This window comes from bacterium SCSIO 12844, assembly GCA_024397935.1.
Classification (GTDB): Bacteria; Pseudomonadota; Gammaproteobacteria; order Francisellales; family Francisellaceae; genus M0027.
Genome location: CP073743.1, coordinates 2,968,592 through 2,992,177, shown reverse-complemented (window position 1 = coordinate 2,992,177; position 23,586 = coordinate 2,968,592). Strand labels below are relative to the sequence as shown.

Sequence of the window (23,586 nt, the reverse complement as noted above, 5' to 3'; positions counted from 1 at the left end):
ATCTTATTGTTTTTTGGGTTGATCAAATAAATATAAGTACTCGCCATAACCTTTTTCTTTCATTTGATCTTTTGGAATAAAGACTAAAGAAGCTGAATTAATACAATAACGCCTATGTGTTGGTGGTGGCCCGTCACCAAAAACATGGCCTAGATGAGAATCAGCATATTTCGAACGAACTTCAGTGCGTGTGATAAAAAAGTAGGCGCGGTCTGTTTTGGTAATGATAAAATTCTTATCAATGGGTTTTGTAAAACTTGGCCAGCCTGTTTTTGAATCGTATTTATCTGTTGAGCTAAATAGCGGCTCACCTGAGACAACATCAATATAAATACCTTCTTTTTTTGTATTCCAATAGGCATTATGATATGCACGCTCAGTTGCATCATTTTGAGTCACATCGTATTGTAGGGGGGTGAGTGTCTTTAATTGTTGTTGTTTATTAAAATCTAACCATGGACTATTAGCATAAGCACATACAGTCAGAAATATTGACAAGCTAATGATATAGATTAATTTTTTTATCATATTCTAAAACCCCACTTAATGATAAACGAGTAAGCTTAATTATCTTAGTTTATATTAATTTTAACAAGTTTTAATAGCACAATTGAATTAACCAGTCCTAGTTGATTACAATAAATTAGGTGATGGATAAAGGGAGGTAAATTAAGATGAATGGATGTAAGCGATTGATAAAAATAATAGCTATTATTGTGATGAGTCTATCATTTTCAGCTTATAGTTTAGCCAAAGAGTCAAAAGAAGTTGATAGGGTTAATCTATATGCTAAGGCTAATTCTGATCAAGTAATTAAACAAGTATCACCGAGTACAAAATTAATTAAAGTTTATCAAAAGGATGGTTGGGTAAAAGTAGGCGATCCTCAAGATGGTAGCGTTGGTTGGGTTAATCTAAAGCAATACAATCAAGCACTAGAAGCATTTTATCAACCAGATATTCAAACGGTTTTTATCTCACGTAGTATAGGTAAAGATCATAAACCACAATTAAATGTAATTGCTTATAAAAATGGCAAACAAGTCTCAGAAAAAGAAGCACAAGCCTTATATCAAAAACTTAAACATAAGCAAAATAAAGAAATGAAACAGTGGCAGAGCTTCAATCAAGAGTTACTTGATTTGCAAAGAGATATTTGGCAGGATACGCAACCTGACTGGAGATTTTATTAAAAAATTTATATGGTACAAATCTTTTAAATCAGCATATTGTTAAGTAATTAAGATCCATTATATAAAATTTTTAAGGTATTGCTTATGACTAATACAACAAATGCGCTTTTAGAAAAAAGTACATTGGATATTTTACAACAAATGACGGATTGTGCACAAAAAACATTAAATTATTTTTCGAGCCATCTTAATAAAGATGGTAGTTTTGGTGATCATGCAAGTGATTTAACCTGTTACTATAAGGCACCGATGATGTTTATTAATGCTCAACGGGAGGATTTAGCTAAGAGAGTGATTAATAATATTAAAGTTAATTATATGCAAAAAGATGGTGATCTTTTATGGAATGCTACAACTAAAAGTATCAAGCCTGAGTATATTGAGTTTTGGGCTTATATGAATAGTTGGATAGAAAGGGCGGCCTATAAACTTGATATAAAAGAGCTTTCAGAGCCAGTTTATAACTATATTAATCAATATCAAATTGGGCAAACAAATAAAAAAGAACTTGATACTGGTATAACAGATGTTTTAACTGCTGCTTATCAAGGTTTGATTAATCTAGAGCGTGATCAATTGACTAAAGCTTTTGAAGCTGCTAATTATTTGTGTGATTGTTATGATAAACAACCTGATTTATTAGCGCGATTCTATTTACGATTTAATCAAAATAATGACCCGATTACAGACTTTAGCCAAGATCAGGCAATTTTTTGTTGTGTAAGTAAGGCACAGCCAAATCAACTTTATTTTATGCTGGCATATCCTTCAGCATTTTTAAGCTTACTGTATTTAGAGACAAAAGATGAAAAATATTTAAAGTATGCCAAAGCATATACTGATTATGCCTTATCTTGTCATACTAATGTATTAAGTAGTCGTTTTAGTCATAAATTAGCCTGGGCGCTTTCGATTCTTTATAAAATTATAAAAAATCCTTTGTATTTATTTGCGATTAAGGAAATATCATCTTACTTTGTGCAAATACAGGCTGAAAATGGCTTATGGTTTCAAGATGAAGTTATTGAAACATCTTATGACCAGAGTGCTGAGCTTGCGTGTTGGTTTTTTGAAATTTCTGATAGTTTACGGCAGTTAATTAAATAAATAAAAATCTAAAATTAAAATCCTGGCATTATAATTGGTAATGATACAAGTATTAAAATCAGTGTAATCATTGGCCGAAAAAGATGAATAAGTTTTTTATTTTCTTGTCTAAAATATTCAATACTATGATTAATAGAAGATAAGATAAAAAAGATATATAAAACAAAAATAATTGTTACGCTCGCTTTCATTCCCCATTGAAAATACCAGATAATAAATGCAGTAATAGCTGTGGCAAGATTGTTTAACCCTGATTGAATTTGATAAGCACTACCGGCTTCACGGCCTTTAGCTATGGCAGTTTCATTAGATAGAAAAACGGATTCAAGTCCTGTTAACCCAGCTAATGGTACTACCGCCCATAATACCAAGTAGGCTATTGCTTCAGCTGATGTATTATTTGGTTGATAGGCAAGATAAAATCCAATTGCTGCTAGTATATAGCGTAAACTTTCAAAGTATTTAACAAGTTTAGCTTTCAACATAATTTGATATCTCAATTAAATTATGATCTGGATCTCGAAAATAAACAGAGATAATATCACCACAAGCACCAGTACGGTTGACTGGACCTTCTTCAATCATAATCTGTTGAGCTTTTAGTTGATCAATCAGTTGATTTAGTGGCATTTGTGTAATAAAGCATAAATCAGCACTACCAGGTGTTGGCTTTAATGCTTTTGGCTCAAATTCATAACCCTTTTGATGTAGGTTAATTTTTTGTTGGCCAAACTTAAGTGCTTTACGACTACCTTTAAAAGTAATCACTTGCATATTTAATACTTGTTCATAAAACTTGCAGGTTGCTTCAATATTTTTAACGGTTAAAACCAGGTGGTCTAAATGGTCAATCACAAGCTTCCTTAACTTCATATATGCGTTATAGACTTTAATGATTATGGCAGCTAAATTTACGCTTTCAAAGAAGGTTAGTTTATTTGGTATGAATATAAAACGCACTCAATACCTTTTAAGATGCGATTTGATATATATTGCATGCCAGATTTTTCCATGACCTTGATAGATCCTATATGATTAATACCAGTAAATGCGAAAATTTCTTGACAGTCAAAATGATAAGTTGCCCAAGCTAAGAGTGTTTTCAGTGCTTCTGTCGCATAACCTTTTTTCCAATGTATATGATCAATTACATAGCCTACTTCGATAGCGTTTAATTCAGAAACATAAGAAAATCCAGCCCTACCAATAAATTCATTCTTTTGATTAAACAACATAAATATTGGTGTATTATATTGTTTATAATTATTAATAAAGCGTTCTATCATCTTTGGAATTTCATCACAAGATTTGGCACCATTTGGGAAAAATTCCATATTGATGGGATTTGTATCTAAATACTCAAGTAATTGTCTATCTTGATGACTTTCTGATAGTAATCTAAAGCTACATCTTGGTGATTTAGGTAGAAAAGCTAGATTATCAATTGGTGTGCCTTGGTGGAATATTAACTTCCATTGATTATTCTTATTGATCCAAATTGAACTTCTATTGGCACGTAATTTTTCTATACCTACTTCACTGATATAAGTTACTTGTTTGACATGATCACTGATATCATGCATTTGAAAGTTTTCAAGTGGTATTTTTGCTAAGATATCTTGGTATTGGTGTGACATTGTTTTTGATCTTGAATATATTTTTCCTGAACGTCCATATTCAAAAAAATTTTCATCAAGAATTTGATCCATATAATCATAATCAAATCGTTTATGAGCAATCCATAGTGATTCTTCTAGTTTTCTTAATTGATCGATTATCTGATTCATCGTTTTTCTATCATCCAGTGTTAGGCGTAAACTTCTAGTGTTTCTAGTACTTTATTATAAATGACTTCAGCGACTTTTTTATTGTCATTTTCATCAATATGAACACCATCAATTAGACTTGAAGTAATTATTTGGCCAACATCAAAAAAGTGGCAATTCTCTTTTTCAGCAAGCTTCTGATAAGCATTTGCCAGTTGATTCGATTTTTCATCTGCATCGAGCGCAAATTCTGGGTGTATGTCATTTATTTTAATAACCGGTTGTGGGGCAATAATTAATATTTCTGGCGGTGCGCCATTTGGGCCTTTTTCGGAAAGTTTAACTAGATTAATTAATGTTTTTAAGCCTTCGGCAATTTTATCTGCACTACGATTAAACTGTAGTTTAGTATCATTGGTACCTAACCAAAAAATAACAAGATCAATTGGAAAGGCTGCTTCTAGCGCAACAGGTAAAGATTTTAAGCCATTACGATCAGCACGACCAGGGGTAATTTCATCTAGGTTAGTTGTTCTACCATTAACACCATCTTCTATGATATCATATTGATTGCCTAGCTTTTGTTGTAATAAACCGCTCCAACGTTGATTTTTGTCATAGCGCCCTGAAAGGCCTGTTGTTTCATTAAAAGAGCCAGGTATAAAGCCTCTTAGGTTTGAATCACCATAGCAAAGAACTGTTTTCATAGATTAATATCCTTAGATTTAAATATAAGATAGAAATATTTTTATAACATAGAAATAGATGATCGCAAAATTTAACGTATTATCGTTTAAAAATAGCAACTAAACCAATGCCTGGAATAATAAAGCCAAGTGGTTTAAAGGAAATACCAAGGGTTAATCCAAGTAATGTTAAATAAAATGATTTAAAAGAAATACGATAGCCAATTAACCCCAAAATAGATAGGTGGTTGAGTTTTAGTTTTAAATAATAATCACGGCCCAATGCATTATAGGGTGTGGTAAAATTTAATTGAGGTAATTCTTTAATTAGATAGTTAATAAAGGTATTACTATTAGGCCCAGGCCAAGCATGATAGGTATTAGCATAGGGGTAATCATTGACAATGTTTTTAAGCTTTTCAATTAATGATTTGTTATGATTGCCAATTGTAATGGCTTCAATTTTAGGTAAGGCGTTATACCAGAGCTTATCCGGATTACCAGTAGAGATATCAACAATCGGTTTATTTTTATATTGATTCCAGCCAATGACTTGGTAAATGGTATAGTCATTATCTAAGGCTAATTTAGTTGCAAGCCAGCAATGGGTGCTAAATGCACCACGCCAGTTAAATGATTTAGCTGAAAATAAGACGATCACAGCCTCGTTTTCTGTTGGATATTTTTTTAAAAAATGACAAGGTGCGTGACTGGCAGTTCGCCAATCTAAGCCAATTTTAACCTTACCACTTAATAGTAAATACAATGGGCCAAGTAAAAATAAGATAAGTATTAGAAAAGAGATAAGAATAAGGTTCATATTATCATCACAATCAATTGATCTATTTTTATTATAAGTTAATTATTAGCCGTATAAAGTACAATTAAGTAAAAGATCATCTTCATATTTTAAAACTTTTAAAACATGACTTAAGCATAATTTATGTTTACAATGCCCGCCATCAAATATTAAAAGGTATTTAAATAAAAGGGCGAGGATAAGATGTCTGATGAACTAAGTTGTAATGATCATGCTTTAATGTCAAAAGAAAAATTAAAACAGGTCGTTAATCAATTAACTCAGTTGAATCAACTACCAGCAAAATTTCAAAGTGAAATCCATCAAATAAGTGAATTATCACAAGGTAATGTTAATCAAGTATTTCGCCTGCAATTACTCAATGATTTTTCCTTAATTGCTAAATATGCACCACCGTTTGCCTATCGTTATCAAGCAATTGCAATTAATAGTGAACGTAACTTGTTTGAAGCAGATATTTTAGAAAAATTTGCTCAAATGAAAGAAAGCGCTTATCCAGAAGTATATTATTACAGTGAAAAGCATCACTTAATGCTAATGGAGGATTTAAGTGATTGCGTTGTCATACGAGATGCATTAATAAAAGGAGAAATATTTAATCAATTTAAAGCACAAGTCATTGAAATGATTGCATCATATGCAAATAATATTCCAGAAGATCAATCGCCACAAGGCAGTAATATCAGTTATAAGGAAGGTATTGTTGAATTACAGGAGATTACGCGTTTATTTGTTTTTGAATATCCTTTTGGTCTTGACTATCCAAATGGGGTACTGTGTCTTGAAGAAAATCTAACTTGGGTTAAAACGCATATTTTTGAGAATACGCATCTACAGGCAACAAGAGCTAAATTACAGCAAATCTATTATAACAAACAAGATGCCTTAATTCATGGTGATTTGCATACAGGGTCAATTATGCTAAATCAACACAAGATGAAAGCCATCGACCCTGAGTTTGCTAAAATTGGCCCTATTAGTTTTGATATTGGTATGTTAATAGCAAACTTATTCATTAGTCTTTTAGCAAGTAACTACCATTTAAAAAATGACCACAAACAGAAATTAAAATTTCAATTATGGCTAAAAGATACAATCAGCTATATCTACAATCAAAGTATTGAACTATTAGTAGGCTTAAACTTTGATAAAACCAAGCTAAAAGTAGAAATGATAGGCTTTTGCGCCATTGAAATCATAAGACGTACCATAGGTAGCGCTCAAGTAGCAGATTTTCTATCAATTGACTGTCATACATCACGTCAAATGATCGAAAAACAAGCTTTGATATTAGCCGTTGAGCAATTGACTTTGACTGAGAAAAATAACTCGATTGAGGCAAGTTTAACTTTAGTTTCAGAATTACTCAAAGAAGATATTGCTTTAGATGTAGCAAGCGTTTAGTTATCATTAATTCAATCGATGGAGGGTACTATGCAAGATTTAATCTCAAGGGCATTAAGATATGAACATAACGTATTTGAAATTCTCGATCAAACACAGCTACCACATAAAGAAGTTTGGCTTAAATGCGATGAGTTAGAAACGATGATTGATATTATTCAATCTTTAAAAGTTCGTGGTGCACCCTTAATTGGGATTACAGCTTCGATATTTATTGCGCATATGGCAAAAAAAGGTGCCAATAAAAATGAATTAACAAATGCGATTGAACAGTTAAAACGTGCCAGGCCAACGGCTGTTAATTTGATGAATAATCTTAATCAAATGAAAGCTGCATTAAATAAAGATAATTATCCAGTTGCTTTAGTGAATACAGCAGAAGGCTTATTTAATGAAGATGTAGCGCTTTGTCAGAAAATGGCTAATTATGGTGCTGAAAGCTTAAAGCCTTATAACAATATCCTAACACATTGTAATACAGGAAGCCTTGCAACTGTTGGCATTGGTACGGCATTAGGTGTCATACAAAAATGTTATGATCATAATCAAGCTATTCATGTTTATGTTGATGAGACACGCCCTTTATTACAAGGGGCAAGGTTGACAACTTGGGAATTAGATAAATTGGGTATTAAGCATACCTTAATTTGCGATAATATGGCAGCAAGTTTAATGGGGCAGGCACAAGTTGATGTTGTTATTGTTGGTGCTGACCGCATTGCTAAAAATGGTGATTTTGCAAATAAAATTGGCACTTATGGGCTTGCTATATTAGCACAGTATCATAAGATTCCATTTTATGTCGCAGCGCCTTATACAACGATTGATACAAGCATTGACTCAGGTGATGAAATCATCATAGAAAAACGTATAGACTCTGAAGTAAGAGGCTTTAGTAATAAAGATCATTCTATCCAATGGTCACAAGATCATATTATTGTTGATAATCCAGCGTTTGATATAACACCATATACTTTGGTCACAGGTTGGATCTTAGATACAGGCGTATATGATCAAAAAACTTTTAAAGATGTAATAATAGATGAGCCATGCCATGCGATTTAATGAATCTACTTTAGATGCGTTGAAGCAAACAACAGTTGTTATTGGTGAGAAATTATTTGAAAAAAACTATTTAGCGGCCTGTGATGGTAATATCAGCTTTAAGTATGATAATAAGATTTATATTACCAAAAGTGGTAGTTATTTATGGGGGATGGAAAAGGATGATTTTGCTATTGTAAGTCTTGAAGGTGAAATCATTGAAAATACGCCTTCATCAGAATTACCACTACATTTACGTATCTATCAAAGAACCAATGCTCAAGCTGTCATTCATGCACATCCTGTTAATGCAATTGCTTTATCAGTCGCTAAGCCAGAGTTAGCATCGATTCCAGATAATATCTTATCGGAACTAGCCATTTGTGCAGGTGTTGTTCCAATTGTAGCCTTTGCACGACCAGGTAGTGAATTAATTGCTGATGCAATTAGCCCTTATTTAGAAAAAAGTAAAAATATGATTTTAGCTAAACATGGTGTACTTTCTTATGGTGATTCATTAAAAGAGGCATTTTTTGGCGTTAATCGCATTGAGCATACTTGTGAAGTATTAGTTAAAGCATTAAGCGTTGGTCAACTAAGTACTATCTCTGAATCAGATGTTGAAGTTTTATGGCAAATACGTCAACAAGTCGGCCATATTTCACGTTAAGACTTGAATTTTTTTTAAAACAAATCAAGTAATGTCAAAAAAAATGGAATTTAATGATTGACAATATAGTTTAATTCGATAAAATGCGCGCCCTTAATTAATATAAGAAGGAGGATAAGGGAAAATGTGTAACGAAAATATGATGATTAATCACAGTAATATTGAATCAGTTTTAGAGAATATTTATATGGTAACTGGTAGTAATGTCACTACATTTGAAGGTGTACGATTACAGCATAGCCGTAATATGATTATTCTAAAAGAAGGTAGTGAATTAACCTTAATTAACACAGTTAAGTTATCTGATGAAGGTTTAGAAGTGCTTGATCGATTAGGTCATGTCAAACATATCTTAAGAATTGGTTCATTTCATGGCCGTGATGATGCTTTTTATAAAGCACGTTATCAAGATGCTTCACTTTGGGCATTAGCTGGCATGACAGATGAACATGGTGCAAAGATTGATGGTTATTTAGATGAAACTAATCAATTGCCAGTAAAAAATATGCAAATAATACCTTTTATTCACTCGAACTTTCCTGAAGCTTGTTTGTATTTAAATACCAATGGGGGTGTGATAATTAGCTGTGATAGCATTAAAAACTGGACTAAGCAAGACCCTTATTTTAGTGAAGAAACAGCCAAGCTTTATAAATCACAAAACTTCTTTGGCAAAGCCTCAATCTCTGATATCTGGCTTCAAGCAACAGGAATTAAAGCTCAAGGGTTTAAGCCAATACTTGCCTTAGATTTTAAGCATTTATTAAGTGCCCATGGAGAGGCATTATTAAATGATGCGAAACATGCGCTAGTTGAATCTTTAGCTAAGATGAAAGCATAATCTAGCATTTATTGTATTAACTAAATTGCTCTAAAATACTGACATAATTAGATGTGTGATTTTTACTGTAATAAAAATTGTATGTATTTTAGAGTGCTTATTGGTCAAAATATATTTTTATTTGAAACAAAAGATATCCTTTAAATGAAAATACAATATGATGGTAATTTTAGGTGTTTTTGCAATAAGATTAAATCGACGCCAATAAATGAAACTGAGCTAGATTTTAGCAATCAACCTTTATGTACTTCATTAGATAAATCACAACTATTGCAATTTGTTGGTGCAATTCCAGGGCATATTACAACAGTTAACTTTAGAGGAACTAAACTAAATAGTTTGAATCTTGATGATTTGGCTCAATTTTTTCAATTTTTACCTGATGGAGTTAAAATAAATATTGATGACAATAGTTTGGGCGAATTGTTTGAAAGTAGGGTAGATCAACAACGCATGATTGGGCTATTTGGCATTATACAAAGTAAAGGAATCAGTATTATTCCATCGATAGACGATAAAGAGAGTTTACATTTTAGAAATGAATATATTCGCTATTGTGAAGATAGCAAAAATTATAAGCTCAATGATCCGTTTGCACCTTTTTATCATACAGGGGCTACATTCTCTATTGAAGAATCATCTTCATTAAAACAGGTATTTGGATGAGGTTTGTCAAAGTAGTTATATTTCTTAAGCTTTTTATGCACTAAAACAATAAGCTTATGTTAATATAGCGACTTTTATATAACAATCATATGACAAATGAATAAACAATTAATATATAACAAGTTTAAATTTTGGGCTCCGTTGCAACTATTTCTAAAAGTTATAAAATGCTTTCATCCAGATACAATTAGGCTGCATAAATACCAAATAATTCATTGATAAACTGTGCTTCAGTTTGTCGTTTAGTTTCTAACCAAATCTTAAATTGCCCTTTCTTAAACATGCGCATCACTTCATATCCAGTAATCGTAGCATTGGCTGTTTTCATGGACTGAAATCCAAGCATCGGTTTAATTAATCGTTTCAACTTGCCATGATCTTGTTCAACAATGTTATTGAGATATTTATTCTTACGATGCTCAATGTGTGCGTAGCTTGGATTCTCTTGTTTTAACTGAGCTATTGCATGATTATAGGCTGGATTTAAATCAGTATTAATCTTTGATGGAATCCAGTCTTTATTATTCTTTAACGCTTTAGATAGGAAGCGTTTAGCAGCTTTGGTGTTTCGAGTGTGTGATAAGTAAAAGTCGATGGTTTTACCATCCCTTGTGACAGCTCGATATAAATATTTCCATTTACCTTTAACCTTAATATAGGTTTCATCAACACGCCAATTACCAATTCTACCCATACGATACCAGTTGCTACGTTTCTTTAGTTCATGGGAATAGTGTATAACCCATCGATAAATGGTTGTATGACAGACTTCAATACCACGCTCTTTCATCATTTCAGATAAATCACGATAACTTAAACCATATTTTAAATACCAACGAACGCATTGTAGGATAAAGATGCTTTCAAATTGACGATATTTAAATGGATTCATAAGTTAAGCCCAACTGTAAAAGCAACTAGAGTAAGTTAAATTAAGATAACTTGTCAAAGTTGCAACGGAGCCCATTAACAGATTATTTTAGTGCAAAAAGGATTATGGCTTTAGCATCAATAATAACAGGGGTTGCTTGTATATTATTCGTTGAGTCTACAAGCATTTTGCCAGCTTTATTATCTAGGTTTATTATGGGCTTTTGTGGTGCATTTGCATTTGTAGGGACATTAAGAATAGCATCAACCTATTTTTCAATAAGAACGTTTTCAATATTAACAGGGATTACACAGGCAATGGGAATGATGGGAGCTGCGTTTGGTCAAGGCCCATTAAGGTATTATATAGATAATCTTGGGCCAAGATTGACTATGGTTAGCTTTTCATTGTTATTTTTTATCATCAGTATTGGATTCTTTTTTGTAAAGTTGCCAATGAATACAAATGATATGAAGACAAAGCATGATTTTAAAGCATTGAGAAACTTTAAGAGTATACTGAAAATAAAACCTTTGTGGGTTAATTGTATCTATATTGGTTGTCTTTATGGGCCTACAACAGTATTTGCAGAAATGTGGGGAGTGAATTACACAGAGAGTTTTCGAAGTTTAAGTCATACGCAGTCTGCATTTATAGTTAGTCTTATTTTTATTGGTATGATCGTTGGATGTTCTTTATTTGGGCTGGTGGGTTTAAGAGTTAAGAATGTAACATTAATGAGGCTATCTGCATTTTTCTCTCTAATGGTTATGATAGTCATAATTTATATCCCAAGAATAAATATTAGTCTGTTGCCATTGATGTTTTTTATATATGGAGTGTCTAATGCAGGCATTATTCCCGCATATACAAGAGCAGCAAAGATTGTTAATAGTCATATGTCTGGACTTGCTTTAGGAATAACCAATATGTTCTCCATTCTCATAGGTTCTATAATGATCCAAATAGTCGGGCTATTTTTGTCATTTTTTGATCATAAAGGCTTACCTATTTCAATGTCTTCAGCAAATAGTTATCAGTTAGTTTTCTTGATGTTAATTATTTGTTTTTTTATTGCATTGTTAATTTCAATTCGCATTAAAGAATAAGCTACTAAGTTAATTAAATTAAGGTTTATGTATGAAGAGTAGAAATATAGAATTATTTTTTCAAGAAGATAAAGTTTATTTCGATATTTTGAAGCGATTTAAACAGAGTGAATATATAAAAAATCCAGAAGAGAAAGCGCGATATTTCAGAGCATTTGTTGGTTCTTATGCAGCTGTTGTATCCGTAGGTCTAAATATGACACATGCTTATGCTAGTCTTGTGGATCAGATGAATAAAACTTTTTCAAATAAACCAGGCTCTGCTTGGTATAATTACAGATTTTCCACTAATCAAACTATTGCAATTAAATACTTTGATCGTGATCTTAAAGATTTTTGTGATTTTTATGCTGCTGAAGCGGATAGATTCCAAGGATATGAGATTGATAAATTACACTTATGCTTTGCTAATGTTGAAGAAATGAAAGAATATGAGGGAAAACCTTTCATTAGAGAATGCAAAGAACAACTGAATTTACACACGTTTCAATTTAATAATAAATTTGATATTAAAAATTATGCTGATGTAATGACATGGTCGGTTAATCAATTGTTTGAAGCATTGTTTCATCGCTGGAATGCATTATGTTGGTTCAGGTATTTAAGTAGTGATGGTAACTCTGAACGTACTAATAATGAACAGATTTATTGGAAAAAGTATAATGATGTTAGTATGTTCTTTAACGAACTATTAATATCACCATTAACAGTAAAACACGCCAGATTAATGGGGCTACCATATTTTTATGAAAACCCAATAGGTAGTAATGATAGTAAGAAGTTTACAAGAATCAAGTCACAGGCACATGCATTTGCTTTTAACTTTGCAGGTGATCTATTAAATGGATTGTTCGAAAAGTTATCATCAAAATCAAGAGTTGATAAAAATGATTATATTGAGCTTTATGCTATTAAAGGGCATAGAAGTATTGATGAACTTGGTGGAAAATTATTATCAGGCTATTTATTACCAATAGTAGATATTTTAATACTTGAAGAAGCATACTCAGTTAAGTTTTCAATTAATAGTATTTCTGAAGTATTAGGAATTTATGATGCGAGGAAAACAAAAAAATATATAGAGGAATCCAAGAAAAGATTGAAGTTAGATTATTTGTCAAAATTAGCTGCTTTTTATAAACATAGAGATTCGTCTAAATAACAAGATTAATGAAGGGTAATAAATCATGTTTTATCATAATGGATTGTATCTAAAAAGTAACTTTGAATTTTTCGAGAGTGTATACAGAAAAATTAAATTGTCGTTAGGCTTTCTTAATGATGAAGTGAGAGTTGAAAATGAAGCATTATTTTTATTTTCATGGCTGTATATGGTTGCTATCGAACATCTTGAAGCTTTTATTAATAGAGTGGATGAAAATAATAATAAATACATTACTATTATTCCAGATAAAATAAGAAATCCATATATTGAAATGGACGAACAACTTTTTCATCTTTACGTGGTGGAAAATTATAAACGGACTATGTATTACTTTCTTGATGATTATAAAACGAATTATGATAGATTCATCGTTCACTTAATTTATTGTGAAAAATTAGACTTTGAAAATCCAACAGATCAGGTATTACGTAATTATTATAGAGTAATGAATGATGAGTCAATAGGGAAGATCTCTATTGCAGACTTAATTAGGGAGTGGATGAGGGCTTACAATTGTAAGGCTTATGAAAAGGATTGGATAAATGAGCAATCTACAGGCAGAGGAAAACAACATAAGTCTATCTCTTCACCAAAGAGTGATAGTTATAATAATAACTTAGGTATTTCTGAGTTGTTTGAAATACTTTATTCTAGATGGTCAGCATATTGTATGTTTGCTTTAGCACAAGATCGATTACGCTATCAATATAGTTTTTCACCAGAAACTACTCTTAAATATCAGGCTTTTAAAGATGTTGTAATGGAATATGTCGATGATATAGTTAAAGACCCTATGAAGGCTATTTTAAGAACGCATAAAACAGAAGTTTATTGGCAAGAAAACCCCTTAGGAGTTTTCAAAAAATTAGATGAAGAATGTGAAAATATGCCAGTGGGACTATTGAAAAAACGTCAGTTTACATTACCTCATGGTAAAAAAGTAAATTTTGTCCAACAGAACTATGGTATGTATATTAATGTTAAAGAAGGTCTTTATTATAAGAAAAAGCAAGAGTATTTTGAATTTTATAATGATGATAATGCAGTTGAGTTGATATTAGATTTTTGGCTTGAAAAGAAAAATTTAATGTGGCTTGATTTAATCTTTATTGAAAAGGTTCATGGTATTAAGTTCAGTTATGATGAAATAAGATTAAGAGCTGGTTTAAATTTTCCGAATAGAGATGCTAATAGTAGAGCTCAAAACATTTTAAAAAGAATGAATTATGAATATATTACATTTTTAGGTTCATATTATGAAAGAAAGAAAAATAATTCTTATAGGAAACATCCAAACTATTCAGCTTTTATTGCAATAGATATTTAAGCATAGATAAACAGAGTCTCTACTTATGATATTCATAGTTAATATGAGAATGCTTTATAATTAGTTGTCACACTGTCACAGCTAAATTACTAAAATCTGCAGATTTTTAATTGATCAAGATAATCTGCCCAGAATTGCATCATTTCAGTTCTTTTTTCTAAATGTTCAGCATAATTATAAGCCCCTTTGACTTTATTGCGCTCAACATGTGCTAATTGACGCTCAATAATATCACTTGGCCATCCAAGTTCGTGTAAGCGAGTAGAAGCCATAGAACGAAATCCGTGTGTTGTCATTTCACCTGATTTATAACCGATTCGCCTTAAGCCGCAACGTAGTGTTTCACGATTCATTGGTTGTTTCCAACTTTTAGTGTGTGGAAATAAATAAGGACTATGATCGGTATATGTAGATAGGCTTTGTATGATGTCTATCGCTTGTTTTGATAATGGAACGATATGTTTTGACTTCATTTTCATACGTTCAGCTGGAATATGCCATTGTTTGAGATTTAAATCAAATTCTGACCATTTTGCTTGTGCAAGTTCACCAGGACGAACAAAAAATAAAGCGGCTAACTGTAAGGCACAGCGCGTAGTGAAGCTACCAGGATATTTATCAATTTTATGCAATAGGATGCAAATATCTTTTGGGTTTGTAAGCGATGGATAATGTTTAGTAGGTGAGACAGCTAAAGCTGCACCAATATCTCGAGTTGGATCAGAGATGCATATATCCATAGCAATAGCAAATTTAAAGATTTGGCTAGCAATAGACCTAATACGATGAGCAGTTTCAATTGCGCCTCTTAATTCAATTTTACGTAATACTTCTAGCATTATTTTGGGTGTTAAATCATTGATATCTGTTTTGCCAATATAAGGCAGAAGGTTTATTTTTATTCTGGTTAGAACGCTGTCAGAATATTTTGTAGTCCAGTTAGTTGCTTTTTTCTTATGCCATAAAAGAGCTAGGTGTGCAAAAGAATGATCACTACGTTCCTTTAATTTTTTTTCTTTTCTTACTTCTGATGGATCATGTTTAGATTCTATAATAAGTCTATGTTGGTTACGTTTTACTCGTGCTTCTTTAAGGGATATTTTTGGATAGACACCTAAAGATATAGTTTTTTCTTTTTCTTGAAAACGATACTTTAGACGCCACCATTTACTGCCATTGGGGTTAACAATCATAAATAGGCCCTGCTCATCATAAATTTTATAGGGCTTATCTTTTGGTTGTGCATTTTTGATTTGAAGTGGGGTAACTTTTGCCATTCGCTAAATTCCAATATTGACGATCATTAAAGTTACCCCAAATGTTACCCCACTTTGAACGTGGATTCAAATGGATTTCGATAGATGAAAATGGAGTTGAGATGATCAGGAAAACGCTTTAATTCATTGATTTTAAAGAATTTTATGGGCTTTGTTGGATGTGCTTAGAAGTAGGTGGAATTGGTGAATGGTGGAGGCGGCGGGAGTTGAACCCGCGTCCGCAAATCCTCAGCTTTTGGCTCTACATGTTTAGACCGATCTTTAATGCTTGCTTTAAACTACCCGATGGTCAGGGAAGGTCTAAAGTGTACCCGTTTAAAGTTTAATCAAGGCGCTAACAGGTGTAGCCCTTAGACGAGTCTGTAAAAATATGACCGTTGGGACTTACTACCTACAGACAAATAGTAACCAACGTTCGCGTTCAGTTGTTTAGACTGAATTAAGCAGCTTTCGCTGCAACACCAGCATACGCATTATCGTTAGCTGGTACACGAGATTTTTTGTTTTTGTTGCCAGTTATTATGACAATTTGCATCGTATTTTACGAGGTAAGATAGCACCCTCGACATGCACCGAAAAAGCGTTGTAATTCCCGTCGAATCCATAATCGCCCCCGGATATCAAGATTATTATATAGAATAGCGTTGATTTATGCAAATAATGGTTTTTATAAGGATTTTAAAATGTATGATAAATTAAGTTGTAGAGAGGTGATTTATCGTGCCTAAATATATGATTTTTAGTAAAAAATATTTAATCTTGAAGCTTTTTCGCTAAGGTGGCAACATTTTTACCTAATGTTTTACAGACATCGCTCTCATCTTTAGAAATTGGATTTGCAATAACACCACCTGCATGATGAGATGCACCATAAGGGCTACCACCTGTAGTTGTTGTATGTAGTGCTTTACAGCTATATGGTATACCCGTAATTAAAGCCCCATGGTGTAAAAGTGGTAGCATCATACTTAAAAGTGTTGCTTCTTGACCTGCATGCATACCACCAGTTGAAGTAAAGACACCAGCTGGTTTATTAATTAATGCGCCTGTCATCCAAAGATCAGAAGTTGAATCAAAGAAATGTTTCATGGCAGCAGCCATATTACCAAAATAAGTTGGTGAGCCAATGATTAAACCCGCGCAGTTTTTAAGCTCTTCTTGAGTAACGCAAAGCTCAGCTTGCTCAGTTATTGCTGTGTTTTTATCAGTAGTAGTTACGATTTCAGCAACGGTTCGTATTTTTACTTCGATACCTTCAACGCTTAAAACGCCTTCGGCAATTTGATATGCTAAGTCTTTGGTTTTTCCATAGCGGCTGTAGTAGATTACTAGTATATAAGGCATTGATAATAAACCTTTTTATGCTTTTTTTCATCAATAGTTAAATGATTTTGTGGTATCAAAATCGTCACTTATTGTAAATGCTTTTTATTCGTATTGATATATTTAAGTTAATTTAAAAGCATAAAAAATCTTAACTTTATATATTTTAGCTATTGACATTGATTAATTTCTATTCATAAAATGGAATCGATTGAATAATTTAGGAGATGACTTTTTTGGACGTTCCGCTGGAACTTGTATCAGGCTTTTTAATGATTACTTTATTAGAAAGTATTTTAGCAATTGATAACTTGTTATTTATTTATATCATTACGGCTAAATTGCCAGAATCTATTCAGAAGAAAACGCAAAAAATTGCCATCATATTAGCAGCATTAATGCGTATTGTTGGTCTATTTTTTATTGGTTATTTAATGCAGCTAACCGATAGTTTATTTAATATTTTTGGTAATGCGATTAGTATCCGTGATTTAATTTTGATTTTTGGTGGTGCGTTTTTGATTATTAAGGCACTGCATGAAGTGTATTTACTGTTTTTCCCAAATCATGACAATAAATCACATACAGCAAAGACTTTCCTAAGTGCGATTGTGCAGATTATCTTAATTGATATGGTTTTTTCATTAGATAGTATTATCACAGCAATTGGCTTAATTGATAATCTCTGGGTGATTAGTTTATCGATTCTTGTCTCATGTGCGTTAATGTTAGTTGCTGCTAAATACTTAGCACCATTAGCTAAAGAAGTGAATTTTAAGTTATTGGCATTATGTTTCTTACTTTTAATTGGTGTCATTATTATTGCTTCAGGTGTTGATATCTCGATTGATAAGGGTTATATCTACAGTGCTTTTGGTTTTGCATTATTAGTACAAGTATTGCAGCTACTTTATAAAAAGCATTTTAGCCGATAAGAAAATTTTCACTTATACTTATAGAGTAGGCAATAAAAGAAGTACAGTGATCGATGCAAAAAGAATCATTTAATATTCAAATTATGTTCAAGCGAACAATACGCTTTTGGCTTTGGGTTTTAAAACAGTTTGTTGATTCAAATGTAATGGCTAGAGGCGCCTCATTAACGCTAACAAGTCTTTTAGCAATGGTGCCATTTCTAATTATGATGATGACTTTAGCTAGTCTAATTCCAGATTATGGCCAACTAGATCAAAAAATGCAGAGCTTTATCTTTAATAATTTTGCACCGCATACAGGTGAAGTCATTGGTCAATATATTGATCAATTAGTTTCTAAGCGTATTGGTTTACCTGTTGCTGTAACGCTGGCTTTATTTATTATTAGTATTTTTATGATTCGCTCAATCGATCATGCGGTTAATGAAATCTGGCAAGTAGAGCATAAGCGTAGTTTTATCAATGCATTTTTACTCTATTGGGCAATTATTACTTTAGGTCCGATCTTATTTGGCTTAGGCTTAGGATTGAGTTCTTATCTTTTATCATTAAAGTGGGTTAATGATTGGACATTACAGGGTGCAGGTAAATTATTATTAATGCTACCAAGCTTATTTTATTTTGTTGCTTTTGTATTTTTATATCGTGTGATTCCTTTTGTAAAAGTGAAATTAATACATGCAATTTTAGGATCTTTAGTTGCGGTGATTTTATTTGAAGTGGTTAAGTACGGATTTACCTTATATGTGACACTTGTGCCAACTTATGAGCTTATCTATGGTACGCTTGTTGCCATTCCATTATTTATATTATGGGTATTGATTGCTTGGTATATATTTCTTCTTGGTGCGATTGTTGTTAAAGGTTTACATTTATCGCAAGCGCAACGTTCGGTATATAAAATGCAAGCCTTTAATATTGCGATGACGACTATTAAACATTTATATGCAAAATCATCTACTCAACAGATTACGCGTTTTTCTGAATTATTAAACATTATGCCTAATGTGAGTGTTGATGATTTAAAACGAGTATTAAATCGTTTAAGTGCAAAACGTATTATCTATCAAGATGATGAAAAGTATATTTTATGCTGTAATTTAGATCAGCTGTATTTTGATGAACTATATGTAGCATTAGCGCTTTATTTACCAATTGGTGATAAAGATAATCAATTGGTTCAACCAATTAATCAATCATTGAAAATGCTGTTGCATCAACCGATTATTAAAGTGTTAGATTTGGCGAAAAAGAATTAGAACTTTTCAGCTGAAGCATCTTGCCAGAACTGTTTAAAATGTTCAGGTACTGTTTCATCCTTAAGTAAAGCGCCCGGTTTAATATAATGATAAATATCATCATATGCACGGATATTATTGGCATCGACACGTCTTAGTATCATATGGGGTGTTAATTCACACGGTGTATCTAAACCCATAGCACCAATGATTTCAAGGAAGCTGTGGACAGTTGCATCATGGAAACGCGCAACGCGCATTTTCTTATCATCAACATCAAGAGCCTTCATTAAACGCTTACTTTGAGTTGCAACACCAACAGGACACTGATTGGTATTGCATTGGCGTGATTGGATACAGCCAACGGATAACATCATAGCTCGAGCAGCATTACACATATTAGCACCCATAGCCATGTAGCGGACCATATCAAAGCCTGTTGCAACTTTACCACTACAAATAACGCGAATTTCTTCACGTAGATTAACCCCAACTAAAGCATTATGGACGAAAATCAATGCATCTTTTAAGGGGGCACCGATATGTGATGCATATTCCATGGGGGCTGCTCCCGTTCCACCTTCAGCACCATCGACTGTGATAAAATCAGGATAAATTTTAGTCTTTAACATTGCTTTACAAATACCTAAAAATTCAGAGCGCTTACCAATACATAGTTTAAAGCCAATTGGCTTGCCATTGGATAAATCTCTTAATTTTTTGATAAAATGACATAATTCTTCTGGTGTTGAAAATGCGGTATGTGCTGAAGGAGATAATACATCTTCACCCATTGGTACGCCACGAATTTCAGCGATTTCTTTTGATAATTTAGCAGCAGGTAGAACACCGCCATGCGCAGGTTTAGCACCTTGGGAGATCTTAATTTCAATCATTTTAACGACATCAAGGTTTGCTTTTTCTTTATATTTTTCCTCACAGAAATTACCTTCTGGGGTGCGCGTACCAAAGTATCCAGTACCAATTTGCATAATCAAATCACCACCTTGTAAGTGATGTTCAGTTAATCCCCCCTCACCAGTGTTATGGGCAAATTTACCAATTTTAGCACCTTTATTCAGCGCTTTAATTGCATTTTCTGATAATGCACCATAACTCATTGCTGAAATATTGAGGCGTGAAGCTTGGTAGGGTTGCTTACACTGGCTATTACCAATGGTAATATGTTCTTGTACCTCACTGACATGTTTTGGGTTTAATGAGTGTAATACCCACTCATGGCCTTCAGCATTTAAGTCATACTCTGTACCAAAACCAATCGTGTCATTTTCCCCTTTAGCTCTTGAGTAAATGACATCGCGCGTTTCACGATTAAACGGTAATTCACTTTTATCATCAGCAATAAAATATTGTTGTACTTCAGGTCTAAAAAATTCAAGAATAAAGCGCATATGGCCTAAAATTGGGAAATTTCTTAAAATTGAGTGCCGTCTTTGGGTTAAGTCATGTACAGCAATTATCGCTAAAACCAGTAAAAAACCAATTAACCACCAGATATTTGCATGCACCATAAATAATAATGCTGCAATTATAAGAATGATAATACCAAAGCCAAGATATAAATTCCGTCTCATTGTGTAGTGGGCCTTTTATTTTTTTAAAATCATTTACTTATTATAGTTGGCTTATCGATAGTTTCCAATGACTTATTTCAGAGGGATTATTGATTTAATCATTTGGTTATGGTCAAGATTTTGTTAGACTAGGTAATAGGCTTTGGAAGGATATTATTTGAGATAAGGAAATAAGATTAATGAAATTACAAAACTGTGATCAAACACAAATTATGCAAGTATTAAACCGTATTTTAGAATTAGAAATGGCTGGCGTCGTGCGTTATACGCATTATTCATTTATGGTTTATGGCCATAGTAGAATTCCAATTACCAAATGGTTAGCCGAGCAAGCACAGGAATCATTAATGCATGCAACGCGCGTAGGAGAGATGATTACTCATTTTGAAGGCCATCCATCTTTAAGTATTGGTGAATTATTAGAAACACATCAACATGATATTAACTCCATTTTAGATGAAAGCTTAGAGCATGAGCAAAACGGGCTTGAATTATATTATCAACTCCTAGAATTAACAAAAGATCGTTGTGTTATTTTAGAAGAGTTTGCTCGTGAGATGATTGTTGAAGAAGAAAATCATATGGGTGAAGTTGAAAAAATGATGCGTAAGCCCTAAAGGTTAAATTAAGCTTTTTCTGTTTGTTGGTTGGTATTGGGGTGATTGTTGTTATCATGACCATTGCCATTGCCATTGCCATTGCCATTGCCATTGCCATTGCCATTGCCATTGCCATTGCCATTGCCATTCATTGGTGGTGGGTTGATATTCTCAGGACGTTTGCGTAATTCGGTTTTTAGAATTTTACCTACTTGGTTCATTGGCAGAGATGTATCAAAGGTGATTAATTTAGGAACCTTATAACGCGCTAGATGTTCACGACAATATTCAATAATTGCCTTATCAGTTACTTCAGCATCGGGCTTTAATACAACATGTGCTTTAACGGCTTCACCTGTTTTAGGGTGTGGAATACCTAAAACAGCAACATCTAAGACTTCAGGCATTTTAGAGATAACTTCCTCAACTTCTGTTGTATAGACATTAAAACCAGAGACAATGACCATATCTTTAGTACGATCGACAAGGCGTATACGTCCGGTTTCATCCATAATGCCGACATCACCACTTTTAAACCAGCCATCTTCAGTTAAGACTTCTTTAGTGCGATGCGGTTTACCCCAATAACCTGTCATCACTTGAGGACCTTTAATCCAAATTTCACCCGATTCACCAAATGGTACCTCTTGGCCATCTTCATTACGAATTGAGATCAGCGTTGATGGAAAAGGATAACCGATGGAATTACTAAATTTGGGTTCATCATATGGATCTGCACTCACACCAGGAGATGTTTCACTTAAGCCATAGGCAACGTGTAATACACAACCTGTAACTTCTTGCCATTTTTCTGCAACAGCTTGTTGTACTGGCATGCCGCCAGCCCAAGTCATTTTTAACTCTGAAAAATCAAGTGCTTGGAATTTTTCATTATGTGCAAGTGCATTAAATAAAGTATTAACACCAGTCATCAGATGGAATGGTTTTTGTGCAATTTTGACAAAGCCTTTAATATCTCGTGGGTTAGGCACAAATCGATTCATTGCACCAAACGTTAATAATGGCACCAATGATGCTGTTAAAGCAAAAATATGAAACATAGGCAGTGGTGCCAACCAAACTTCATCACCTTTTAATACAGGTGCTAAACAGGCATGAACTTGTTTAACGTTGGCGACAATATTACTATGCGATAGCATCACACCTTTAGCACGTCCTGTCGTACCACCGGTATATTGTAAAAAAGCTAAATGCTCACCAATAATCTGTGGTCTTGTATATTCTAGTTGTTCGGCACTTTCAAGCGCATCCAGCAATTGATGGATATTCTTAAGATTGTGTTTTGGTACCATATGTTTAACATATTTAATAATACCATTGATTAAAATACGCTTATAGCTTGATAACATATCACCAATGCTAAATAAAACGATATGTTCAATTGGTTTTTTTACAATGGCTTTCTCAATTTTATCAGTATAAAAATCAAGTGCTACAATCGCTTTTAAATCAGCATCTTTAAAGATGTATTCAAGTTCTTCAGCGGTATAAAGTGGATTAATGCCAACAACGGTTAAACCCGCTTGTAATGCGCCAAACATAACAATATGAAACTGGATTAAATTCGGTGAGATAATGCCAATACGATCACCCTGATTTAATTTGAGCGTATTTTGACAAAAGGCTGCAAATTGTGTACTTAGTTGAAATAAATCTTCATAGCTAATTTGTTGATTCAAGCACTCATTTGCAGGTCGTTTAGCAAAATTTTTACAGGCAGTTTCATAAATAGAGACTAAATTTTCATGTGGCTTTAATATAATATCGTGAGGGATTTCTTTTGGGTAATGTTTCAACCAGATACGTTCCATAAAAATGAATTCCTTCTCTTTTTCTATAGTTTAAAGGCTATGCTAAAGCGTATTAAAAGGCAAGTAGGTTAGCCTTATGAGTCAAGTGATCGGTAGATTGTTTTATTTTGAAAAGTTA

The 23,586-nt window shown here is 32.9% G+C and carries 24 protein-coding genes and 1 other RNA gene; 13 read left to right on the top strand and 12 right to left on the bottom strand.

The window, feature by feature from the left end; genetic code table 11:
• Positions 1 to 3: 3 nt before the first annotated feature.
• On the bottom strand, positions 4 to 525 hold the full coding sequence (gene msrB / locus KFE69_13195; GenBank protein UTW44086.1) for a peptide-methionine (R)-S-oxide reductase MsrB: 522 nt from the start codon (positions 523 to 525) through the stop codon (positions 4 to 6).
• A 149-nt stretch (positions 526 to 674) separates the two neighbouring features.
• Between msrB and KFE69_13190 the strand changes: the two genes are divergently transcribed.
• Positions 675 to 1,193: a hypothetical protein gene (locus KFE69_13190; protein ID UTW42416.1), complete on the top strand. Its 519-nt coding sequence runs from the start codon at positions 675 to 677 to the stop codon at positions 1,191 to 1,193.
• Between the two features lie 84 nt (positions 1,194 to 1,277).
• Entirely contained in the window at positions 1,278 to 2,300 is a 1,023-nt protein-coding gene (locus tag KFE69_13185) for a hypothetical protein (protein UTW42415.1), read from the top strand.
• A 14-nt stretch (positions 2,301 to 2,314) separates the two neighbouring features.
• On the opposite strand, the gene KFE69_13180 is transcribed toward KFE69_13185, so the two are convergent.
• The 5 genes from KFE69_13180 to KFE69_13160 form a co-directional block, all read right to left on the bottom strand.
• Entirely contained in the window at positions 2,315 to 2,785 is a 471-nt protein-coding gene (locus KFE69_13180; GenBank protein ID UTW42414.1) for a hypothetical protein, read from the bottom strand.
• Complete coding sequence (locus tag KFE69_13175; protein ID UTW42413.1) at positions 2,772 to 3,173, bottom strand: VOC family protein; 402 nt, start codon at positions 3,171 to 3,173, stop codon at positions 2,772 to 2,774. Before KFE69_13175 ends, KFE69_13180 begins: the two co-directional genes overlap by 14 nt.
• A 56-nt stretch (positions 3,174 to 3,229) precedes the next feature.
• A complete protein-coding gene (locus KFE69_13170; GenBank protein ID UTW42412.1) occupies positions 3,230 to 4,087 on the bottom strand; it encodes a GNAT family N-acetyltransferase in 858 nt (285 codons plus the stop codon).
• Between the two features lie 20 nt (positions 4,088 to 4,107).
• Entirely contained in the window at positions 4,108 to 4,773 is a 666-nt protein-coding gene (locus tag KFE69_13165) for an SGNH/GDSL hydrolase family protein (protein UTW42411.1), read from the bottom strand.
• A 79-nt stretch (positions 4,774 to 4,852) separates the two neighbouring features.
• Complete coding sequence (locus KFE69_13160) at positions 4,853 to 5,572, bottom strand: DUF3750 domain-containing protein (GenBank protein ID UTW42410.1); 720 nt, start codon at positions 5,570 to 5,572, stop codon at positions 4,853 to 4,855.
• A 183-nt stretch (positions 5,573 to 5,755) separates the two neighbouring features.
• Here KFE69_13160 and KFE69_13155 point away from each other — a divergent pair, with 183 nt between their 5' ends.
• The 5 genes from KFE69_13155 (at position 5,756) to KFE69_13135 (ending at position 10,197) form a co-directional block, all read left to right on the top strand.
• Positions 5,756 to 6,976 (top strand): phosphotransferase, encoded by a 1,221-nt coding sequence (locus tag KFE69_13155; GenBank protein ID UTW42409.1) that lies wholly within the window; start codon positions 5,756 to 5,758, stop codon positions 6,974 to 6,976.
• A 30-nt stretch (positions 6,977 to 7,006) separates the two neighbouring features.
• Entirely contained in the window at positions 7,007 to 8,041 is a 1,035-nt protein-coding gene (gene mtnA, locus KFE69_13150; GenBank protein ID UTW42408.1) for an S-methyl-5-thioribose-1-phosphate isomerase, read from the top strand.
• Positions 8,031 to 8,690, top strand: coding sequence for a class II aldolase/adducin family protein (locus KFE69_13145; protein UTW42407.1), 660 nt, complete (start codon positions 8,031 to 8,033; stop codon positions 8,688 to 8,690). Before mtnA ends, KFE69_13145 begins: the two co-directional genes overlap by 11 nt.
• A 139-nt stretch (positions 8,691 to 8,829) precedes the next feature.
• Positions 8,830 to 9,531 (top strand): hypothetical protein, encoded by a 702-nt coding sequence (locus tag KFE69_13140; protein UTW44085.1) that lies wholly within the window; start codon positions 8,830 to 8,832, stop codon positions 9,529 to 9,531.
• A 144-nt stretch (positions 9,532 to 9,675) separates the two neighbouring features.
• Entirely contained in the window at positions 9,676 to 10,197 is a 522-nt protein-coding gene (locus KFE69_13135) for a hypothetical protein (GenBank protein UTW42406.1), read from the top strand.
• Positions 10,198 to 10,384: 187 nt separating this feature from the next.
• On the opposite strand, the gene KFE69_13130 is transcribed toward KFE69_13135, so the two are convergent.
• Complete coding sequence (locus KFE69_13130) at positions 10,385 to 11,089, bottom strand: IS6 family transposase (protein UTW42405.1); 705 nt, start codon at positions 11,087 to 11,089, stop codon at positions 10,385 to 10,387.
• A gap of 104 nt (positions 11,090 to 11,193) precedes the next feature.
• On the opposite strand from KFE69_13130, the gene KFE69_13125 reads away from it, so the two are divergent.
• Genes KFE69_13125 through KFE69_13115 form a run of 3 tightly spaced genes read left to right on the top strand, consistent with a single transcriptional unit; the run spans position 11,194 to position 14,669 of the window.
• Positions 11,194 to 12,177 (top strand): MFS transporter, encoded by a 984-nt coding sequence (locus tag KFE69_13125; protein UTW42404.1) that lies wholly within the window; start codon positions 11,194 to 11,196, stop codon positions 12,175 to 12,177.
• Between the two features lie 31 nt (positions 12,178 to 12,208).
• Complete coding sequence (locus tag KFE69_13120; protein UTW42403.1) at positions 12,209 to 13,339, top strand: hypothetical protein; 1,131 nt, start codon at positions 12,209 to 12,211, stop codon at positions 13,337 to 13,339.
• Between the two features lie 25 nt (positions 13,340 to 13,364).
• Positions 13,365 to 14,669 (top strand): hypothetical protein, encoded by a 1,305-nt coding sequence (locus tag KFE69_13115; protein ID UTW42402.1) that lies wholly within the window; start codon positions 13,365 to 13,367, stop codon positions 14,667 to 14,669.
• An 89-nt stretch (positions 14,670 to 14,758) separates the two neighbouring features.
• Here the strand turns inward: KFE69_13115 and KFE69_13110 are convergent, their stop codons facing one another.
• The 3 genes from KFE69_13110 to wrbA form a co-directional block, all read right to left on the bottom strand.
• Complete coding sequence (locus KFE69_13110) at positions 14,759 to 15,946, bottom strand: tyrosine-type recombinase/integrase (GenBank protein ID UTW42401.1); 1,188 nt, start codon at positions 15,944 to 15,946, stop codon at positions 14,759 to 14,761.
• A gap of 188 nt (positions 15,947 to 16,134) precedes the next feature.
• Positions 16,135 to 16,561: a transfer-messenger RNA gene (gene ssrA, locus KFE69_13105) on the bottom strand.
• Between the two features lie 138 nt (positions 16,562 to 16,699).
• Positions 16,700 to 17,290 (bottom strand): NAD(P)H:quinone oxidoreductase, encoded by a 591-nt coding sequence (wrbA, locus tag KFE69_13100; protein UTW42400.1) that lies wholly within the window; start codon positions 17,288 to 17,290, stop codon positions 16,700 to 16,702.
• Positions 17,291 to 17,505: 215 nt separating this feature from the next.
• On the opposite strand from wrbA, the gene KFE69_13095 reads away from it, so the two are divergent.
• Together KFE69_13095 and KFE69_13090 are read left to right on the top strand one after the other, a co-directional pair.
• Positions 17,506 to 18,204, top strand: coding sequence for a TerC family protein (locus KFE69_13095; GenBank protein UTW42399.1), 699 nt, complete (start codon positions 17,506 to 17,508; stop codon positions 18,202 to 18,204).
• A 53-nt stretch (positions 18,205 to 18,257) separates the two neighbouring features.
• Positions 18,258 to 19,463 (top strand): YihY family inner membrane protein, encoded by a 1,206-nt coding sequence (locus KFE69_13090; protein ID UTW42398.1) that lies wholly within the window; start codon positions 18,258 to 18,260, stop codon positions 19,461 to 19,463.
• Here the strand turns inward: KFE69_13090 and KFE69_13085 are convergent.
• Positions 19,460 to 21,037, bottom strand: coding sequence for an FMN-binding glutamate synthase family protein (locus KFE69_13085; protein ID UTW42397.1), 1,578 nt, complete (start codon positions 21,035 to 21,037; stop codon positions 19,460 to 19,462). The two genes, KFE69_13090 and KFE69_13085, sit on opposite strands and share 4 nt — an antisense overlap.
• A 179-nt stretch (positions 21,038 to 21,216) precedes the next feature.
• On the opposite strand from KFE69_13085, the gene KFE69_13080 reads away from it, so the two are divergent.
• Positions 21,217 to 21,654, top strand: a complete 438-nt coding sequence (locus KFE69_13080) for a bacterioferritin (GenBank protein ID UTW42396.1) — start codon at positions 21,217 to 21,219, stop codon at positions 21,652 to 21,654.
• Positions 21,655 to 21,662: 8 nt separating this feature from the next.
• On the opposite strand, the gene KFE69_13075 is transcribed toward KFE69_13080, so the two are convergent.
• Positions 21,663 to 23,468 (bottom strand): AMP-binding protein, encoded by a 1,806-nt coding sequence (locus KFE69_13075; GenBank protein ID UTW42395.1) that lies wholly within the window; start codon positions 23,466 to 23,468, stop codon positions 21,663 to 21,665.
• Positions 23,469 to 23,586 lie beyond the last annotated feature (118 nt).

Bases quoted from the DNA above. Each gene is read 5' to 3' on its own strand.
- KFE69_13190 (UTW42416.1), top strand. From the start codon at position 675: ATGAATGGATGTAAGCGATTGATAAAAATAATAGCTATTATTGTGATG.
- KFE69_13185 (UTW42415.1), top strand. From the start codon at position 1,278: ATGACTAATACAACAAATGCGCTTTTAGAAAAAAGTACATTGGATATT.
- KFE69_13180 (UTW42414.1), bottom strand. From the start codon at position 2,785: ATGTTGAAAGCTAAACTTGTTAAATACTTTGAAAGTTTACGCTATATA.
- KFE69_13175 (UTW42413.1), bottom strand. From the start codon at position 3,173: ATGAAGTTAAGGAAGCTTGTGATTGACCATTTAGACCACCTGGTTTTA.
- KFE69_13170 (UTW42412.1), bottom strand. From the start codon at position 4,087: ATGAATCAGATAATCGATCAATTAAGAAAACTAGAAGAATCACTATGG.
- KFE69_13165 (UTW42411.1), bottom strand. From the start codon at position 4,773: ATGAAAACAGTTCTTTGCTATGGTGATTCAAACCTAAGAGGCTTTATA.
- KFE69_13160 (UTW42410.1), bottom strand. From the start codon at position 5,572: ATGAACCTTATTCTTATCTCTTTTCTAATACTTATCTTATTTTTACTT.
- KFE69_13155 (UTW42409.1), top strand. From the start codon at position 5,756: ATGTCTGATGAACTAAGTTGTAATGATCATGCTTTAATGTCAAAAGAA.
- mtnA (UTW42408.1), top strand. From the start codon at position 7,007: ATGCAAGATTTAATCTCAAGGGCATTAAGATATGAACATAACGTATTT.
- KFE69_13145 (UTW42407.1), top strand. From the start codon at position 8,031: ATGCGATTTAATGAATCTACTTTAGATGCGTTGAAGCAAACAACAGTT.
- KFE69_13140 (UTW44085.1), top strand. From the start codon at position 8,830: ATGATGATTAATCACAGTAATATTGAATCAGTTTTAGAGAATATTTAT.
- KFE69_13135 (UTW42406.1), top strand. From the start codon at position 9,676: ATGAAAATACAATATGATGGTAATTTTAGGTGTTTTTGCAATAAGATT.
- KFE69_13130 (UTW42405.1), bottom strand. From the start codon at position 11,089: ATGAATCCATTTAAATATCGTCAATTTGAAAGCATCTTTATCCTACAA.
- KFE69_13125 (UTW42404.1), top strand. From the start codon at position 11,194: ATGGCTTTAGCATCAATAATAACAGGGGTTGCTTGTATATTATTCGTT.
- KFE69_13120 (UTW42403.1), top strand. From the start codon at position 12,209: ATGAAGAGTAGAAATATAGAATTATTTTTTCAAGAAGATAAAGTTTAT.
- KFE69_13115 (UTW42402.1), top strand. From the start codon at position 13,365: ATGTTTTATCATAATGGATTGTATCTAAAAAGTAACTTTGAATTTTTC.
- KFE69_13110 (UTW42401.1), bottom strand. From the start codon at position 15,946: ATGGCAAAAGTTACCCCACTTCAAATCAAAAATGCACAACCAAAAGAT.
- wrbA (UTW42400.1), bottom strand. From the start codon at position 17,290: ATGCCTTATATACTAGTAATCTACTACAGCCGCTATGGAAAAACCAAA.
- KFE69_13090 (UTW42398.1), top strand. From the start codon at position 18,258: ATGCAAAAAGAATCATTTAATATTCAAATTATGTTCAAGCGAACAATA.
- KFE69_13085 (UTW42397.1), bottom strand. From the start codon at position 21,037: ATGAGACGGAATTTATATCTTGGCTTTGGTATTATCATTCTTATAATT.
- KFE69_13080 (UTW42396.1), top strand. From the start codon at position 21,217: ATGAAATTACAAAACTGTGATCAAACACAAATTATGCAAGTATTAAAC.
- KFE69_13075 (UTW42395.1), bottom strand. From the start codon at position 23,468: ATGGAACGTATCTGGTTGAAACATTACCCAAAAGAAATCCCTCACGAT.